Raw genomic sequence first — 19,175 nt, 5'->3', positions numbered from 1 at the left:
CAATCAGATAATGGTTTTTATGGCATAGATGCCATCGATATAACTTTTGTCTTTACTGAGCCGCATTGGACTCAAGGGGGTAACGGAAACGCCTGACAAGGTGCCCCGATACAACGATTCGTCGCTCTGGTAGTAGCTGAGCCCTGTGACATCGTGAATCACATAGGGTTCGCCATCCACCTCGCCGATATACATCATTACGTGACCAGGAATGTAAATAAGATCGCCAACCTGCAGCGAAGCGATTGCCTCGGCGCGCGCCGCGTGATCCTCCGGTGCGAATCGCTTGGTCGGCGCAAAATCGCTTTTACCCTGCTGGCCCGAATTGCGTGGCATCAGGATACCGAATGACTTGTATACCTCACCGACAAATCCGGTGCAGTCTCGCCCGTTGTAGTCGTGCCCCCAGCCGTAACGCTCACCGAGGAACTTGAATGCCTGCTGCAACACCAGTGATGGCCGGTACTCAAGCAGTCCGGTCGTCACATCCTGCGCGCGGCCAATTAGCGTGGGCTCGAATTCCAGCTCCCCTTCGGCATTGCGCACCGGCAATGCCACGATATGGCTGGCATGTGGGTTCTGACCATTAACGTTGTGCCCCACCTCTGCGGCGCTCAGCAGAGGCAGCGACGTGCCCATATCGAGAACGACTTCGGAAGTGCGCGGATCCACCGGGTTGTAATTGGTGCGAACCTTGGCCCCGGTAACCGTCAAACGAGGTGATTGGCGGTGCCACTGATTGATTGCAGCGCGCTCGCCCATGGCCACCACCCGCTTGGGCAGCCAGGCCGCGTAGTGGTAGTTCACGGCGAACCACCATTCACCGTCGGCGCTCTCATGCAAAATGGCCAGGCGCTGGCCGGGGAATACTCCGGTTTCCTGGAAACGGTCCAGATCCATATCACCGGGATTCTTCAAAACACGCGTATCCGTGGGGTAGCTGCGCATACTTCCACGGGACACCACCAAGCCCCAGCGTACCGGGACCTGATCAGGAATTACTGAGCGCTGCACATTGGCATCCAGGACCGCGTAGTCTTCCTCGGAAAAAAGCGAACCGTCAACACGGTAGCGTGGAGAGGAGGCGGGGCGACTCACCTGGTCGACCAACTTGGTTACCTGCTGCCCGGGAAGAGTGCCAGGGAGTTGATCCAGGTTATTGAGGTTTGAGTCAATGTCGAAGCTTTTCGTATTTAAAGACTGTATTTCTTCGGTATTAAACCGAAGCGAATCGTCTACCAACCTTTGCTGCCAAAAGTTAGGACGCAACATGTGTTCGCGCAGCTGGGGGACATCAGTCTCAAACTCTATTAGAGACGCATTTTGAGGGGCGCCAACATTCGCCTCTTTAGACGCATCAAGTCGGGAGCTGTCCGACTCGGCACAGCCCGCTAGAAGCACGCAGAGCACACCCGCACTACAGGTGCGCAGAAAGATTTTGGTTTCGGCTACTCGGCCCAATTCAAGATTCATGTCAAACCAGCATCAGTTATTGTTCTTTGAACCCTTTCCATTCTAAAGCAAAAGCGACATTGATTACGAATAAATTATTCACAAAACTCAAAGGAAGCAAATTTTATATCCAAGGCGAGATCAGACAAAAAAATATTGCAGACTTAAAGAAAAAAGCCCCGGCAAAGCCGGGGCAAGTACATACGATCTAGGAGAGTTATTGGTGACCTTCTCTCACTTAGAAGTCAACAGAGGCTGATAACCGAACACTGCGGCGCGGCTGGAAAGAGGTTGGCGAAAGGAAATCATCCCTGTTAGTCGCCATGCTGGTGCGAAGAATTTCGTCTACATCCGTTACCGCCTGGCTATTGAGCACATTGAATACGTCAGCACGCAGATTCATGTTGGTATTGCCGAGATCCAGTCGATAGGCAACACCAAGGTCAAGAGAACTGACCACATCTGTCTCACCGAACTGCCCCTTATTCAGGCGCTCAAATTCACGCTCCGCGTTAGAGTCGCCGTCGATACAGTTCGCCACGCAAACATAGTTAAACTCATAGCTTTCACTATTAGTAAACGGGTTACCCTGCGCGCGAGCATTGATAGGACGACCAGAGGATGCACGGAAGGTTGCCGACACAGAGAAGTCTTCGGTAAACGCATACTCGCCCCACAGCTTGAGTGAGTGAGTACGATCATTAGGAAGACGACCATAGTTACCCAGCAGGTAGGCTACGTCATCACCCGCCTCCGTCCAGCCTGGGATATCGTTGCCGGTATCGGAGTTCACCCCACCCTCGTAGTTACCGTAGGAGCGCGACCAGGTGTAGGAGCCATTGGCACTCCACTTGTCGGCAAATTTACGGTCAATCACCAGCTCAATCGCATTGTACTTGCGTTCCACCTCTGGGCCGCCCAGCGGGTTACCATCAAGGCCCGGCATTTGATTTTCACCCAAGTCCACAGTGAACTGCCTCACCTGACCATCATCACACATCCGCGTCAGAGTCAGCTCCTGGCCGGGGTTGCCAAACACCCAATCATTAGAGTCGCCCGGTCCGAAGCGTCCAAAGCGTCCACATCCCGGGATATCAACCGCGATTTTCATATCTTCGATAGCGTTATGGAATCGACGATGAATACCTCGAACACCTACTTTCCAGTTTTCCGCGAAAAGTTTTTCGTAACCAAGAATCAGTTCATCCTGATAACTGGACTCGAGATCATTGTCCACCTCAGCTTCCGGGTTGGCCACTCCGGCATCCGGGCTGCCCACCTGGTAGATCTCCCCAATCTGATCCCCGAGGATAGGGGTAACATTTGTATAGCCCGATGCAGTCGTGCTGTATTCCAAATCTACCAACTCATGATAAGTACGGACATCCAACTGGCCACCAGCCGAACGGGCCGCCATGCCGTTGGCGAGCGGGAAGTAGTATCTGCCGAGGTTAGCAAACGCCTTGGAAGTACCATCGCCGCTGACATCCCATGCAACGCCGAAGCGAGGAGAAATCATGCCGTCCACTTTAAGGAAGCTTTTGCCACCAGAGTCTGATGTATCAAACTCGTCGTAGCGAATACCCATAGTGGCCGTCACATCGTCGGTCACGCTCCAGATATCTTCCACATAGAATGCAGAAGTATCGGTTTCAAACTCACCAACTGTGTCACGTGTCCGAGCAGTAACAAGTACATCTCCTTGCACTATACCGCCATTCTTAGAGTCACCGGGGGTAAAATCTTCAAGCGTGTAATAGACACCATTAGGTCCGGTGGTCAATCGATTCATCCGGGTTACGCGCACTTCATCGTCCATGCCGAACCGCAGCAGGTGATCACCCAGCGTATATTCCATATCCAGGCGGAAAGCGTCCCGACTATTAAAACGGCCATCATTATAGGAGCTTGTGGTACACCCAATATGAGCCTCCACGCCAGAGCGATCGTCGTACACCCGGTTACACTCGAGGCTATTAGTGTTCGAAGTAAGATATTTCCCCTCGCTTTCACCGTACATGGCTTTCACGAGGAAATTATCGGTAATTTGGCCGGTATAGCTCGCCAAAAAATTCTGACCACCGCGCTCAACGAAAGTGGTTTGATCGTACTCTCCAGCGTCAAAGTAGTCGGTTTCCGCCTCGCGCTCATCGGAAAATGCGATGAATTCCACGGAGTGATCGTCGCTGATCAACCAGTCCAGCTTACCACCCCAAAAAGCACTGTCGTCAGCAGTCTCCCAGGTTAAATCACTGAACAACGACCGGCCGTCGCTGCTGTTATCGCGCGGTTCGTAGATCGCATAGAAAAACAGCTTATCCTTGATAATCGGGCCGCTGGCGTACATGCTGGCGCTCAAGCTATCGCTGCTGCTATTTTTATTACTAGATACGAGTTCACCCTGAGCGTTATACCCGTCGGTCCCGGAGCCACGAAGTCCGTCAGGGGTAAAATAGGTATTGCCGCCAAACTTGAACTCATTGGTACCGGATTTTACGACCGCATTGGTCACACCGCCGGTGGTGCGGCCGAACTCCACAGAGTAACCGCCGGTTTTTACCTGAACCTGCTCCAGGAAAGAAAACGGCACGGCACCAGCGCCCACACCGGTCTCAACGTCACTCACGTTCAAGCCGTTAATAAAGACGGCGTTCTCTCCTACTGACGACCCCCCAAAGGAAACACCACCGAAAGCAGTGCCAGACACGGTTCCGGGAGCCAGCAGCGCAACGGAGTTCAGGCTTCGACCAACCGGAAGTACCTCGAGGTCAGCCGCGTTGAAGGTAACACCAGACTCGGAGCTGGTTGTATCAATCTGGAGCCTGCCGCGCTGACCAATCACAGTAACTTCTTCAAGCGCGCCCTGCTGGCCAACTTCGGTTGCGGTGCCAATATTGACTCGCACATCATTGGCGACCACGAGAGTCTCACCGTCCACCTCAGCAGTAATCTGGTAATTACCAATTGGCAGGCGCGAAAAACGGTAACGTCCTTCGGCGTCGACTTGCGCGGTGCGCGTCAGGCCATTCTCCTTGTTGCGGATGGTAACCTTGACACCGCTGCTCACTTCACTTTCTGCGAGCACACCAATAACTGAACCGTCGCTATTTGCGGCTATAGCCTCAGGCACGGTCAGTGAGGAAACCCCCACCACAGCCCCAACCGCGATTGCTAGCATTTGCTTGTGAAACGGGTTTAGCCCGTTCGCTTTGCGTGTACGCATGAGAGATCTCCTCGATAGTTATTTTGTTCATCCCCTGCCGGGAAACAATCTTTACGATTTCCGCTTCCCCATCAGCGCCGCCGGTGGTGCCTAGTTATTGGTTCTCTGTCGATAGCTCCTATCGGTCAAACCGATAAAATATATCTCTAGCACTCAACGCGAGGAATAAGATATTCCAAGGCCATTCTGCGAAAAAAATTCTCCATGCGCGAGAGGAAAATCATAAAAAATTCAATAAAATTTCTTCAAATGGTTAAATAGACAGCTTAGTCATGACGATTGACGTAAAACTCAACTGAAGAACGTGCAGCTCCGAGAGGCAAGTCGAGCGAAATTCGATCAGAAGGAATAAATAGAATAGATCGGGCGCAGACTGAGAGATGACCTGCGCGCCACAACTGGGGAATAAAAAGATAGCAACTGGAATAATCAGCCCGCCGCAAGGCGCTTCAGATAATCGCGGTGCGACTCGAAGCGCGCCACATTACCGCCGCAAAAAGACCGCACATCGCAAAGTAATTTTTTTGACTCAGCCTTATTGCCGGTACTCACTTCGGGAAAGCGACCCATACCGGCCAAAAGACAGTACCAGCTCGCGTGTGAATACACTCTGTCCGCCTCCGCCAATTTCAAATGTCCCGGGAAATCCTCACCGCGATCCCAACACGCCAGCAATTGCTGTAGCCGCTCGGGTACAACAATGCCCTCACGTGCTGCGCGCCAGTAATCCGTATCGTTACGTGTATTAAGCAGGTAGTGCCCGGCCACGTAGTCCAATACCCCACCGAACATCGCGTTGATCTTCTGGTTAAATGCAATGCTCTTGCTCCCGGCCCCAGCGCCGGGGTTGACGGGGTCGAACGACTGCGCGAATTGTTCAATAGTGAACTGCACCAGCATCAGTGCCGTTGCCTCCAGCGGCTCAATAAAACCCTGCGAGAGGCCCACACCAAGGCAGTTTGCAGACCAGTGCTGCTCAACCCGACCTACCCGCATCTTCAGATGCCTACATGGAATATCATCCGGAGCACCCGTGCGGGCCCGCAGCTCCTGCTCCGCTGCTTCCGGGCTGATGTATGCATCGCTATAGACATACCCGAACCCTGTGCGACTCTGTAGGGGTATATTCCACATCCAGCCGTTGGTTAATGCCTCTGAAATCGTTTCTGACTTCAACAGGCCATGCCCCTCTCCCGGCATCTGTAAAGCGACGGCAGCATTGTTGAGTAGCGTCTCTTCGTAGGATACAAATTCGTAATTCGGCAATTCAGACAGAAGACCGCTGCGAAAGCCCGTACAGTCGATGAAAAAGTCCGCAGAGAGGCATTCCCCATTCACGGTCTTCAAAGTCTCGATCACCATTTCGCCGTGCGCTCTTTCACTCAGGCCAACCTTCTCTACGGTCGCCTCGTAATATTCGACACCGGCCTTCAACGCCCTGGCTTTGAGAAACTTGCCGAGCAGACCGGCGTCGAAGTGATAGGCGTAATCCAGCTCAAAAGGCAACGGTCGCCTGGGGATCGGCGCCATGCCGGCCTGTGACAGATAGGGAGCATGAAAGAAGTCATCCGGCAGTGCCTCAGCGGGCTTCCCGCAGCGCCGCTGGTCCGCCTGCGAAAAAAACTCCGCACCGGTCTCGCGATCCAATGGGGAGAAAAAGGGATGATAGTATGACGTATACCCTTCAACCGCAGACCACCCAGGGAAGCGAATCCCACATTTATAGGTGGCATCGCAAGCTGGCATCCATTCACTTTCGGGAATATCAAGCGTGCGGAACAGGGATTTCAGATAGGGCGTGCTCCCCTCGCCCACGCCAATGGTGGCGATTTCACGGGATTCCACGAGGGATATTTTGACCGGCAGGTCCTGCCATTTGCGCGCAAGCAGATTCGCAGCCATCCATCCCGCAGTTCCACCCCCGACAATCAATACCGAAAACTTGTCATCCACGAATGCCACCAAAAAACTGCCAATACCTAAAATCCCACAATTCGCCAGCCAGTTCCCCCTCCGTGTCTTCAGTGGCAGAATAGCGTTAGCGAAAACGTTCGAATAATTTTAATAATTTCATTACAACACTGAATTGCAGTCGCGACAATCCAGTGTTTGCAGCGCTGTAGGGTATTCAGATGAAATCAATAAGAAACGTGGTGGTTGTCGGCGGCGGCACCGCCGGATGGCTCGCCGCCGCCAGTCTGGCTCGCCACCTATCTCCCCTTGAGAACCAGGAATACTCTGTAACGCTGGTGGAGTCGCCAGACACGCCTACAATTGGTGTCGGCGAAGGAACCTGGCCCACCATGCGCAACACCCTCCGCAACCTGGGGATTGATGAGTTTGAATTTATCCGCGCGTGCGACGCGTCCTTCAAACAGGGTACTCGATTCGTCAACTGGCACACAGCGGACTCCGACGGGCAGGACTCCAGTTACTTTCATTCCTTCGAGCTGCCAAGGGGTATGTGGCCAATACCCCCCGGCCCTTACTGGCATCATCTGCAGGATGAACTGGATCTCCCTTACGCGGAAGCTATTTCACCCCAGCCTGCGGCCTGCCAGCAGTTTCTTGCCCCCAAGTCACTGAATACGCCACAGTATGAAGCAGTACTCAACTACGCCTACCACCTCGATGCGGGGAAATTTGCCACCTTCCTGAAGGGCCACGCCTGTGAAAAGCTTGGCGTAACCCACCTACTTGCCCATATTGACTCCACGGAACTTACAGACGATGGATTTATTGAGTCGATAACGACTAAGGAAGGTGATTGTATCTATGGTGACTTGTTCATCGACTGTAGTGGGTTCACCAGTCTCCTGCTTGAAAAGACCTACCATATTCCATTTCGCAGCGTAGCCGACACCTTGCTGGTCAACAAAGCCGTGGCCCTGCAGGTGCCCTATACCAGCGCCGATACACCGATTAACAGCCCCACACTATCGACGGCGCAATCAGCGGGCTGGATTTGGGATATCGGGCTACAGAGCCGCAGGGGCACCGGTTATGTTTATAGTGGAAACCACACGACGCCGGAGAAAGCAGAGCAAACGCTGCGTGAATACGCCCGCACCAAGCTCCTTGAACCTAACACCGGACGATCAGGTCAGGTCAGCTCCGGCATCGCCGATCAATTAGAGGCCCGCCACATTGACCTGCGCCTGGGTTACCGCGAGAAAGTGTTCCACAAGAATTGCGTCGGCATGGGGTTATCCGCTGCGTTCCTTGAGCCATTGGAAGCAAGCGCCATTTTTCTTATTGAGTCGTCGTGCAACATGCTCACTGAACTATTTCCCCAGCATACAGGGCAGCTTGCCGCGCTTGAGAAAAAATACAACGAGGTGTTTACACAGCGCTGGCATCGCGTTGTCGACTTCATTAAGTTGCACTATTACCTTTCACGCAGGACAGACAGCGATTTCTGGCGGGACAATCGGGAAGAATCAACACTGCCAGAGACACTGAAAAACCAACTGGAATTCTGGAAAAACTACCCCCCAAGCCGGTTTGATATGCCCAGCGCTCTGGAGCCCTTCGTGCGCGAGAGCTACGAGTTTATTCTGTACGGCATGGAGTATCATGCTGACTACCAATGGGGCGCGGGCCAATTGCCACACCTTGAGCAGGCGCGTGAGAACTTTCAGCGTATAGCGAAACTGCGCGGAGAAATTGCCGATTTATTACCGACGAACCGTGCACTCTTGAGGCAGATTCAGAGTACTCACTAGATAAAAAAAAAGAAACCGGCCAATGGCCGGTTTCTTTTTGTCGTCGCAAAATGCGAATCAAGCGTTTAGAACTTAACCGCAGCGTTTACGAACCAACGAGTACCACCGTCATTGATCAGCTGGAAGATACCATCCCAACTATCAGAGGAGTTTTTGGTCCTGTACAGCTCACCAGTCAGGTTGACACCCTGCAGGCTCAGTGTCACGTTTTCAGTGACTTCTGCAGAGAATGCAACATCCAGAGAAGTGAATGCCTCGGTCTCGGACGCGGCGCCAATACGGAAACCATTGAAAAACTCGCCTCGGTGATTCGCCATGAGGCGCGCACTGTAGCGATCGTTTTCCCAGTAGGTGGTTACATTCCACATGTTATCCGAATTACCCGGCAGATTCAGACCTTCCTCACCAGCATCGTCGGTTACTTCCGCATCGGTGAATGTATAGTTCGCGCTAACACCGAAGCCATAGGCTAGCTGAGACTGTATCTGCAACTCGACCCCCTGCAGCTTAGCTTTACCACCGTTGCGTTGACGACTTACGATGACGTCGCGAACACCTTTTTCTCCAGTCAACTCGTCTACGATAATTTCCAAGCTCTCAGATTTGGAATCGGAGAACAAGAACGAATCGATATCCTTGCGGAAATAGGTCGCGCTCGCCAGTGCGCCTTCGGCGAAGTACCACTCCACACCAAGGTCATACTGATTGGCCAGCCAGGGATCCAGGAACGGGTTACCCGCAGAGCCAGTCAGAGTGGCACTATTGTAGCTAAAGGTGTTGCGCAGGTCCTGGAAGTTCGGCAAGGACATCACACGCGCTGCTGCGTAGCGAAGAAGCAGGTCATCGTTCAGATTGTAGGTGATGTTCAGACTGGGCAGGAACTCGGCGTAGTCGTTCTTAACCGGTACAGCGTAGTCCCAAACGTCGACGGTTTCGCCCATGTCATCCAGCACTGTGGCTTTCTGGTTGGCAATGGACTCCAAGTCGTAGTCAACATAGCGTACACCATAGTTACCGCTCAGCGGGCCCATCTCGAATTCAGCCATGGCGTAAAGCGCCAGCTTGTTTTCCTGGATTTCATAGAACTCCGCTAGATCCTCACCAGCGCGAGTTTTACCAGGGGTAAGAGAATCCGACAGAGAGCGGATGCCATCCAAGTCCAGAGTCGGCAGGCAAGTGAGAGTGTTACTCTTAGCGGTGCGCTCGTACAGGCCGCACCCGGTATTAACCGGCAGGTCTGCATAGGTATCGCCAACCTGCGCCAACACATTCGGGTCGGTGCTTAAGCTGTACTTGTGGTACTCGTTGTTGTGGTCCTGGTACTTGATACCGGTCTTGAGACTTGTGAGAGGCCCCCCATCTTGTATGGGCAATGTAAGATCAAACTGGGCGTAGGTCTCCTCGTCATCACTCACATAATTAACCGGTGCATTAAGGATTTCCAGCGGATAGTTACCCGGGTCGGATGGATCGAAGTTCTGGAAGTCGACACCCAGCTTATTGCCGGTCAGATCGAGGGTCAGCACTTCATCACCGGTGAGTCCGGCCACAGCCATATTGGCCGCGTTGATCTTGCCATAGTAGCCGTAGACAATGTTGTTACCAGTGGCTTCAGTCCTGCCGATCTGCGCGTGTAGCTCAAACTTATCGGTGGTATACGTGGTGTCGATGTCGAACACATTGGCCTTAGGATTGGTGTTACGGAAGAAAGAATCCGGACCAAACCAGTAATCGTCTCCAGGTTCGCCGGAAACGTTGCCGAGGATTGAATCGTGCTTGAGCACACCCAACCCAGCTGGGAATTGCTGGGACGCAGTGACATTGGAAATGTCATCGGTACGGCCCGGCACTACCAGGTAGTTGGAGTTGACGTTGTCTGCAGAAAGCTCGAAGTCGAGATAGTTGGCAACGATTTCCAGCTCCTCGGTCGGACGGTATTGCGCGGTCAGGTTGTATGACTGGCGCTCCCGCTCCTGCTGGAAGATCGCGTGGCCCGCACCCCAAGTGGCATTAGTGAAGTCGGTGCCAGGCTCAACTTTATCGCTGACACCCGCACCGTAGTAGTTCTCCATAGCATCGTAGGTAGTGAATCGCTCCTGAACGGACGCAGTCATCAATACGCCAAATTTCTCGTCGTCAGTCTTCCAACTATAGAGGCCGGAATATGCTGGATCCCAGCGCTCGGCATTCTCTGTGTACTGGTGTTCCATGGAAGCGCGCACGGTATGGGCATCCAGGTCGAGCGGGCGTGCAGTCTTAATATTGATGATGCCACCGACTGAGCCATCCGGCAGGTCCGCACGTGGTGACTTGTACACCTCAAGAGATGAAACCAGCTCTGCGGCGAGCATGTCGGAGCGGAAGCCTCGAGTCGGGCGATAGCCTTCGAACCACTGCGCGGAAGAAATCGTCTGCCCGTTTAGGTAGGTCAGGCTCAGCGCCGGATCCAGGCCCCGGATACTCACGCCGTCAGACTCACCAAAGCGGCGCTCGATACCCACGCCAGGAATACGCATCAAGGCATCACCGATATTCTTATCGGGAAATTTACCAATGTCTTCGGCACTGATGCTGTCCATTACCATAGTGGCAAAGCGCTTGTTGTCGACGCTCTTTTCCAATGCCGCTTTGAAGCCAACTACTTGGATTTCTTCCAGAGATGCGGCCTTTTCTTTTTCCTTATCCTGCTTTTCGACGTCTTGTGCGAACGCCAGCGGTGCAGTAACTCCGGCCAGCGCAAGCGCTACACCATGTGCAAGCAGGTTCATACGGAAGTTATTGGATTTCATAGTATTTTCCGTGTTTTCGTTTATCAGATTTATGCTTATCAGCTTCCCTTCGCCCCACCTGACCAAACTGACATCGCTGTCATTTTTTAATCCGGACGGGATCAGATACCTCACATCCAGCGGCTCCCTAACCGAAGAGCACGGCACAAGACTACTTAGAAAATTCCAAAAAAACCACACATATGGAATTTTTTATTTGTACAATCGCAAAACTGAGCAGGCCATAGGCGCCAAAAGCGACTCAAAAGAATATTAATGCGCCACAAGGAATAACTTATGCTGGGTTTTTGCAGGCTGGAAATGATGCGATAAAGCCCGCGACCTATCGCTCAAACCGATTGGCGGTGATTCGCCAGCGGCAGAAAATTGCGTACTATCTGGTGATAGCAACCTAGTAATCAACCGCAAGCAAATAACCAATAACTATCCGGTATGAAATCAACAAAGCCTCAGCCCAGCCGACTCCTGCATATGGCAAGCCTGCTGTTTGTCGCCATGATGGGTGCATCGATTCTTACCCTGCTGCCCTTATGGGTCGGCGCATTAACCGATCAGGGTATATTCACCGGACAACAAATCGGCTGGCTTGCCTCAGCGGATGTTATTGGAATTTTCCTGAGTTCCGCCTCCGCCATCTTCTGGGTGCGCAAGCTTCCCTGGCAGCCGATGGCTCTCCTCGGCCTTGCCTTGTTTACTGTGGCAAACCTTGCCAGCTTGGGGGTAGAGAAATTTGCCCCACTAATGGCAATACGTATTCTCGCAGGGCTTGGTTGTGGGTCGGCATACGCCATCGCCCTTGCGGGACTCGGAGACCAGCGCAACCCTCAACTCGCTTTTGGCCTGATGGTTACCGCCCAGGTCGCTTTCGGTACCATCGGCTTCTTTGCCGTTCCGCGCATTATGGGCGAGGCGGATATCAGTGGATTCTTCCACTACCTGAATGGCTGGCTGGCAATCACTATCGCGCTATGCTTTATCGCCTTCCCTTGCTCGCAAAAAGCGACCGATACGAATGAAAGCGTATTTGCAACAATGCTTTCTGGCCCCGCATTGCTCGTGTTTGCCACTACCGTGGTGTATTACTGTGGTGTGTCCGCCGTCTGGGCTTATCTGGAGCGCATCGGCATAAACCTTGGGCTAGGCAGTGCAGAAGTTGGCGATCTTCTGGGTATCGGCTTTGCAATCAGTGGACTGGGGTCGCTCGCCACGCCCTGGCTCAGTGGCTATGTGGGACGTGCAGCTACGCTGACTATCGCGATGACTGCCCAGGTTATTACCATGGCGGTACTCATTGGCGAGTACACACTCGATGCTTACTTGCTGTATGCCACCACCTCGATTGTGTTCCAGTTCTTCTGGAGTTTCTCCCTGCCCTTGTTGATGGATCAGTTCAATCGTGTAGACGATACCGGGCGTTTTATCGTGTTGTGCGCCAGCGCATTCAAAGTGGGCGAGATCGCAGGTCCGCCGTTGGCTGCGGCCCTGATCTCCGAAGGTAATTACTCCGCTGTACTTTGGCTCGGTATCGGCTGCATGGCTATTACATTACTGATGGCACTCACTACTGAGCGTCGCCGGGCGGCAACAGTTCCAGTAATGGCGACGGTATGAAGACCCAGACTCGGCGAGCAAATTCCTGGGCGAAACCTTTCTGGGTTCCAGCGCTACTGGTCACCGCTTTGAGTGGGTACCAGGTGCACGCTCTCACGGTGCCCGCCCCCTTTCAGAGACTGACACAAACAGATCTCGGCCTCGGACACTACCGTACGGCCAATGGTATGCCGGCAGAAAACTACTGGCAGCAGCAGGTAGACTACCGAATCACCGCGCAGCTCGACCCGGCTTACCACCAGATCACTGCCAGTGCAGAAGTGACTTACCACAACAACTCTCCCGATGCGCTGCAGTTTCTGTTCTTTGCGCTGGACCACAACGCCCTCAAACCCGATTCCGCCGCGGCCTTCAACCTGCGGGCCAATGATGATGAACGCAGTCGTGAGCTTGCCGAAGCGCGATCGGATGCCATCGGGTTTAAGATTCAGTCGATCACGGATGCTTCAGGAAAATCTCTGGACTGGCGTATTCGCGATACCCACCTGCAAGTCGTACTATCCCAACCACTGGGTCCCGACGCACGTCAGTCGATTGAGATCAACTGGACGCTGCCGCTTTCAGATAAGGTGGCCACCGGTGCGCGAAGCGGATTTGAAATGCTGAAGGATGGTGCACCGATTTATGTGGCAGCGCAGTGGTTCCCCCGCGCCGTCGCCTACACAGATTATGCAGGCTGGCAACTCAAGCCATTTCTTCAGCAGGGGGAGTTCTCCAGCGAGTTTGGCGATTACCAGGTAGCCATCTCCGTCCCTGCCAACTATGTTGTCGCGGCGAGTGGCGCGCTTCAGAATGCGCGAGAAATACTGAGCCGGGATCAATTGGCGCACTGGAAAGGCAGTGGTGACTCACCAACTCACATCGTCGACGCGGTACAGGCGCAGAGCCATCGCAAAGCTGCGCCACAGAGGCTTGTCGAATGGAAGTTCTCTGGCAATGATTTGCGTGATTTTGCCTTCAGTGCCTCCCCGGCATTTCTCTGGCAGGTAAAGACCGACAAGCGCGGGCGCAGACTGCAGCAGTTTTACCCTCATGAGGCCGCCCCACTCTGGGAGAAGTTTGGCCTTGCGGCCATCGATCATACCCTGGCCGTATTCGATAACGCCCTGTTCCCCCTGCAATCTGAGAGCGTCAGCATTGTTAACGCCGCCGGCTTCGGAATGGAATACCCGGGGCTTGCCACCATCGCTACCCGGCCAGAGCGCCACGAATCCACAAAGGAGCAGCCGGCCTGGGATCGGCTCACCAAGTACGATTTTATCGGCACCGTTATTCACGAGGTCGGGCACAACTATGTGCCGATGCGCATCAATACCGACGAGCGGGAATGGGCATGGCTGGATGAGGGGTTGGTCAGCTTTATCGAGTACCGCGCGGAGCACAGCTGGGAAGCAAACTTCGATGTCATTTATGGGGAGCCGCGTTCAATCGCCGGCTATACGGCCAGTGACCTCGCCCAGCCGATCATGAGTAGCGCGGACTCCCTGCATAAAAAAATCGACAACGCCTACAACAAGACCGCGAGCATGCTCAACACACTCCGCCACCTGGTTCTGGGTGCGGAAGTGTTCGATCCTGCGCTGCAACACTTTGCTCGCAACTGGCAGGGCAAGCGACCCACGCCGGGGGATTTCTTCCGCGCGGTGGAGACAGCGGCGGGCACCGACTTGAGCTGGTTCTGGCATAGCTGGTTTTATCAGGACCACGCCATTGACCTGGCTATGGGAGAAATTCGACTCGACGACATGAGCCTGGCTGTGACCCCCGCCGACTCGGTAGAGCCCGCACCCCTGGCGCACACCGCGGGCGGAATGCGGGAGTTCGTGGTGGACCGCTCTCCCCATCTGGCGGATGTGTATACCAAAAACGGAGTTACTCCCGAATTGAACACTTCTCAAGGTTCAGGGCGCAGCAACCAAGGTGCGGTTAAAAAGCAACGCTGGTACACCCTGGAAATTGTCAATCATGAGCAAGGCGTACTGCCGGTTCCACTGGAGCTGGCGTTAACCGACGGCAGTCAACACAGGCTTCAAGTCCCCGCTCAAGCCTGGATGCGCGCCAAGAATGGCACCCTATCACTGCAACTCCCACTGTCACACCCACTTGCCCGTGTGTGTATCGATCCATTGTGGCTGACGCCGGATACCCAAAGAAATAACAACTGCGTGGAAGTGCAAGCACCATGAACAAAACTTTTTATTCAATGTGTCTGTCGGCCTTACTGCCCCTTGCCGGCTGTAGCGAAAACAATACCTCCGCCGGGCACGATGCTCCTCTGAATCCCCTTCCGGCGGCTGTGGTAAAAACACCCGATGCATCTTCCATCGCGCCCCCTGTTTCCTCCCCTGCTCTCATCGGTGAAAGACTCGTCGCCGAGGCCATGCCCTGGGAGAATCAGGAATTCAGGGTCGGCAAGGCCGAACAATGCATGAACTGGACACGGGAAATTCTCGTTGCGGCCTGCGGTGAGCACTTCGCCACCCTGGAAACACAGAACCCGTGGGACAAACACTTGCTGGGGCCGGATGACAAACTGCTACCAGAGCATGTGGACTCTCTGGCTGCCGATGAGTTTGGTCAGAAAATCACTGCCATCGACGCGCTTCAACCCGGCGACCTGGTGTTCCTGAAAAACACCTATGGCGACTGGGCCGAGGGTGTACTGACCCATGTGGGCATCGCCCTGGGTGACGGCCGCTATATCCACCGCATGACCTCAAATGACGGTCTGGTGAAAATCAATGCGATTCCCGCGGAAGATTTCGACTCTGGTATTCGATTAAAGGACTCCCTATGTCACACACAATAATGCATGTATTGCGGCGTGCGGCCCTGCTCGCCTCTGCGATAACCGCCACAGCGCTCACCGCAAGTTGCTCGAGCACCAGTGCCGGCCTCAACCACGGAAGTGACAACTACAATATCGAAGTCGTCGAGTCGCAAAATGCCAGCGAGCGGGTACGATTTCTGGTGATGCATTTCACCGCCATCGACTTTGACACCTCGCTGCGTGTATTGACCCAGCCCAGCTCTGCGCCAGTAAGCTCACACTATCTGGTTCCGGAAAGCGACGACCCCAGCTATCCCCATGATGACCTTCGGGTATACCAGCTGGTGGACGAAACCCGCCGGGCCTGGCATGCGGGCCCAAGTCTCTGGGAAGACCGCAGCCAGCTGAACGACCACTCCATCGGTATCGAGATCGTCAACAAGAGCCATTGCCACCCTCCGGCAGAATCGACACCGGGGGTAGAGGCGGAAGCCGTGTGCTTCTTCCCCGACTTTGATCCCAAACAAGTGGAACTGGTCATCGCCCTCTCAAAGGATATTCTGGCGCGATATCCGGATATTACGCCAACGCGTGTCATCGGCCACGGAGATATCATCCCGCATTATAAAATCGACCCCGGCCCAAAGTTTCCCTGGCAGCAACTCGCGGAAGCCGGTATCGGTGCGTGGTATGACGATGTAGCGGTAAAGCGTCACCTGGATTTCCTGAACGGCAATACCACCAGTGACCGCGAAAGCGTGCGCCTGAGATTTGCCCAGTGGTTGAATGATTATGGTTACGGCATCAACCCGGAAACAGCAACCGATGATGAGATCACGCTCTACACTCGTGCTTTCCAGTATCACTTCCGCCCCTGGAAAGTTGACGGAGAGGTCGATAACCACAGCCGCGCAATCTTGCTTGCGCTGCTAGAAAAGTATTTTCCGCAGAAACTCAGCGGCTACCCCGATATCAATCAGGCGGTACTGGCAGTAAAGGATTCCTGAGATTTCTTTGGCATAGCTCCCCTCTGCGCAAGCAGGGGGGAGGCTAGCGCCCGCAGGCCTTCATACAGGGACAGACTGCGTACTAAAGGCAAGCCATCTTCGGTGGCAATCGCGCAGCCGGTCACCCCATCCACCATGCCCACCGAGGCCAGCGCTTCAAGACAAACCGGCAAGTCAAATTCATCCAACAGCGGTCGCCGAATACATGTTGAAGCCAGTGCGAGCAAGCCGTAGGCACCCCAGTTGGACACATCCGCAATCACCAGCTCGTCCGTAATAGCCGTGGCACAGGACACCGGTAGACCCTGAAGCTGCACGCGCAAGCGTCCCATACCCAGCTCATTACCACCATCTGCAATCGCCAACGTGGGGCAGCCAGTCAGAGTGAGCAATTTCTCCCAGGGAAGGGTAGCGTCATCAATGACATCGAAACGCATATTGCGATAGTGGCCATCGACATTCGCCCCTGGCACCTCGATAAAGATGATCAGCGTCGGATCGAATGACTCTACAAACTGCAACAGTCGAGTGTCGAAATGTTCCCGATCCAGTGGATATATCGAGTGGGCAAGTGCCTTCCCATCCTTCACGGCAGACGGCAATGCCTCTGCAAGTGTCTCTGCATATTCGCGAACACCCAATAGGGCCACCTCAGATCCCATCGCTCGCAGACTATGCGCAATGGCGATAGCACCGGCGGGGCCATCAGTCTCATAATGTTCCCCCACAGGAAAACCGCTGACGATGGCCACACGCTGCCGGTGCTGGAGTAATTTCTGAGCGGCGGTAAGCAGGTATCCCCTGTACCCACTATTGCGGATCGTTTCCATTCCTCGCACATTTCCCGCCACCAAAAGACTTTCTATCTGGGCAGCCACATGTACGGTATCAGGTCGACGAAAAAGGTTTAAAGAGTAGCTCGCCATTTATACGCACTCCTGTGCGGAAAAAAACTGTGTATGAAGCAGGGACTCTTGCTGGGATTCCGCGCGATCGCCAAGAACAAACCGCACATGTGTTTCCGGACGCGCCTGTGCAAGCCGGTCCAGATCCACGCGGTATACGTGGCCCAATTTTGGGTAGCCGCCAATCGTCTGGCAATCAGGCATCAATACGATTGGCAACCCATTGGGCGGCACCTGGATAGCCCCTGGGGACACGGCTTCAGACGTCATATTTTCCGGCGTAACACTTAGTGCCCTGCCCTGCATCCGCACACCCATACGATCAGACTCGGGCGCCACACGAAAAATGCTGGCAAAGAATTGACGCCTGCTTTGTGCGGAGAACTGCGAAAACTGGTTGGATGGAACCACGCGCAACTCTATCGCCTCACCGTAAGCTCGTTGGAATTTTTGTGGCACAAAGCGCTGCGAAAACGGGAAGAACGCCCTCTGTGAAACCTGTAGGCAATCTCCAGCCTCGAGTGGCCTACCATCACCGTAAAGGCCACCAAGTCTATCCCCCATACTCGTGGCACAACTGCCACAAACCATCGGTGCCTTTACACCACCGCGCAGCGCCAGATAGGCACGCAGGCCCCGACTTGTAAATGAGCACGCCAAAATCGCACCCGCTGGTGCCTGGTGCGAACACCAGTTTCTCAAGGGGCGGCCATTCAGCGTCCAGTGCATATCTGCACCGGTCAACGCGAACTGCGTGGATTCGCGGAAACGCAGACGGAAATTGCCCAGACACACCTCAACAACCGGTGCATCGCCGAGATTGCCCAGCAAGCGATTGGCCCAGCCCGCCGCATGCCGGTCGGCCGCACCGCTGACACCGATGCCCAGATGTTGCGCACCAACTCGCCCCTGATCCTGGATCAGCGCGAGAGGTCCCGGGTTCACCACTTCCGCCGATACCTCATTCATGCAATCGCCCTCCTTTGTCGAGAAACGCTTGCCGTGATATCGGCTGGAACTGGACAACGTCGCCAACCCCAAGCAACACTTTGGGCTCCCCGCTTGGACAGGAAAACAGAGTCGTGGGGCAACGCCCGATAATATTCCAGCCACCGGGACTGGCCGACGGATAAATAGCAGCCTGGGTGCCGGCAATGGCGACGGCGCCAGCAGGCACCCGCTTTCGCGGCACTTCCAGACGCGGAACCCGAAGGCGTGCCGGGGTCTCACCCATAAACGCAAAGCCGGGCCGAAACCCCAGCGCATACACTCGATAGCGCTGCGTACTGTGCGTTGCGATTATCTGCTCGGCGGTCAAACCTGAAACCTGCGCGACCCGCGCCATATCCATGGCGGCATCCTGGCCGTAATAAACCGGGAGCACATGTACCTTGCCAACCGAAGTCCCCGACTCATCGGCGGGATCGCCGGTAACTGTCGGCATAGTTTCGGTGTCGAGGCGATCTGCGATACCCCGAACCAAACGGCGCACACTGTAAAAATCGCTGCGCAATACATCGAAATACAGGGTGACACTGCAGTAGGACGGGACAAGATCCTGCAGGTGATGCGCCATCACTTCCCGTGCCTGAGCACAAAACGAGACCACACGAGCGAGCGCTTGGTCGCCAGGCTGATCGGCCAGGTAAACGGTAATCGCGTTATCGCCGGATTCCACTAGGCGAAACATGGT

General features: G+C 54.4%; 11 protein-coding genes and 2 pseudogenes. 5 read left to right on the top strand and 8 right to left on the bottom strand.

What is annotated here, in order from left to right:
- Nucleotides 1–3: 3 nt before the first annotated feature.
- From LC059_RS18135 to LC059_RS12805, 4 genes and pseudogenes are all read right to left on the bottom strand, one after another.
- Nucleotides 4–411: pseudogene (locus LC059_RS18135) on the bottom strand (NlpC/P60 family protein); the annotation flags it as partial.
- A gap of 378 nt (nt 412–789) precedes the next feature.
- Nucleotides 790–948, bottom strand: a pseudogene (locus LC059_RS18130) (SH3 domain-containing protein); the annotation flags it as partial.
- 742 nt (nt 949–1,690) lie between these two features.
- Nucleotides 1,691–4,675, bottom strand: a complete 2,985-nt coding sequence (locus LC059_RS12810; protein ID WP_226704264.1) for a TonB-dependent receptor — start codon at nt 4,673–4,675, stop codon at nt 1,691–1,693.
- 429 nt (nt 4,676–5,104) lie between these two features.
- Nucleotides 5,105–6,628, bottom strand: a complete 1,524-nt coding sequence (locus LC059_RS12805) for a tryptophan halogenase family protein (RefSeq protein WP_226704263.1) — start codon at nt 6,626–6,628, stop codon at nt 5,105–5,107.
- 179 nt (nt 6,629–6,807) lie between these two features.
- On the opposite strand from LC059_RS12805, the gene LC059_RS12800 reads away from it, so the two are divergent.
- Nucleotides 6,808–8,400, top strand: coding sequence for a tryptophan halogenase family protein (locus LC059_RS12800; RefSeq protein ID WP_226704262.1), 1,593 nt, complete (start codon nt 6,808–6,810; stop codon nt 8,398–8,400).
- Nucleotides 8,401–8,465: 65 nt separating this feature from the next.
- Here the strand turns inward: LC059_RS12800 and LC059_RS12795 are convergent, their stop codons facing one another.
- The gene (locus LC059_RS12795; RefSeq protein WP_226704261.1) at nt 8,466–11,189 is read right to left on the bottom strand and encodes a TonB-dependent receptor; all 2,724 of its coding nucleotides are present in this window, start codon (nt 11,187–11,189) and stop codon (nt 8,466–8,468) included.
- Between the two features lie 432 nt (nt 11,190–11,621).
- On the opposite strand from LC059_RS12795, the gene LC059_RS12790 reads away from it, so the two are divergent.
- Genes LC059_RS12790 through LC059_RS12775 form a run of 4 tightly spaced genes read left to right on the top strand, consistent with a single transcriptional unit; the run spans nt 11,622 to nt 16,577 of the window.
- Nucleotides 11,622–12,800 (top strand): MFS transporter, encoded by a 1,179-nt coding sequence (locus tag LC059_RS12790; protein WP_226704260.1) that lies wholly within the window; start codon nt 11,622–11,624, stop codon nt 12,798–12,800.
- Entirely contained in the window at nt 12,797–14,986 is a 2,190-nt protein-coding gene (locus tag LC059_RS12785) for a M1 family metallopeptidase (protein WP_226704259.1), read from the top strand. Before LC059_RS12790 ends, LC059_RS12785 begins: the two co-directional genes overlap by 4 nt.
- Nucleotides 14,983–15,609 carry an NlpC/P60 family protein gene (locus tag LC059_RS12780; RefSeq protein WP_226704258.1) on the top strand — a complete coding sequence of 209 codons (627 nt, stop codon included), beginning with the start codon at nt 14,983–14,985 and terminating at the stop codon, nt 15,607–15,609. Before LC059_RS12785 ends, LC059_RS12780 begins: the two co-directional genes overlap by 4 nt.
- On the top strand, nt 15,594–16,577 hold the full coding sequence (locus tag LC059_RS12775; RefSeq protein ID WP_226704257.1) for an N-acetylmuramoyl-L-alanine amidase: 984 nt from the start codon (nt 15,594–15,596) through the stop codon (nt 16,575–16,577). The genes LC059_RS12780 and LC059_RS12775 overlap by 16 nt, the downstream gene beginning before the upstream one ends.
- Here LC059_RS12775 and LC059_RS12770 read toward each other — a convergent pair.
- From LC059_RS12770 to LC059_RS12760, 3 genes are all read right to left on the bottom strand, one after another.
- Nucleotides 16,547–17,407: a glutamate cyclase domain-containing protein gene (locus LC059_RS12770; protein WP_226704256.1), complete on the bottom strand. Its 861-nt coding sequence runs from the start codon at nt 17,405–17,407 to the stop codon at nt 16,547–16,549. The two genes, LC059_RS12775 and LC059_RS12770, sit on opposite strands and share 31 nt — an antisense overlap.
- A 96-nt stretch (nt 17,408–17,503) precedes the next feature.
- The gene (locus tag LC059_RS12765) at nt 17,504–18,451 is read right to left on the bottom strand and encodes a biotin-dependent carboxyltransferase family protein (RefSeq protein ID WP_226704255.1); all 948 of its coding nucleotides are present in this window, start codon (nt 18,449–18,451) and stop codon (nt 17,504–17,506) included.
- The gene (locus LC059_RS12760; protein WP_226704254.1) at nt 18,444–19,172 is read right to left on the bottom strand and encodes a 5-oxoprolinase subunit B family protein; all 729 of its coding nucleotides are present in this window, start codon (nt 19,170–19,172) and stop codon (nt 18,444–18,446) included. Before LC059_RS12760 ends, LC059_RS12765 begins: the two co-directional genes overlap by 8 nt.
- Nucleotides 19,173–19,175: the final 3 nt, after the last annotated feature.

Source organism: Microbulbifer elongatus, assembly GCF_020524885.1.
GTDB classification, from domain to species: domain Bacteria; phylum Pseudomonadota; class Gammaproteobacteria; order Pseudomonadales; family Cellvibrionaceae; genus Microbulbifer; species Microbulbifer elongatus_A.
Note: the sequence above shows the minus strand (reverse complement) of the source record. Positions and strands in the feature narration are given on the sequence as shown.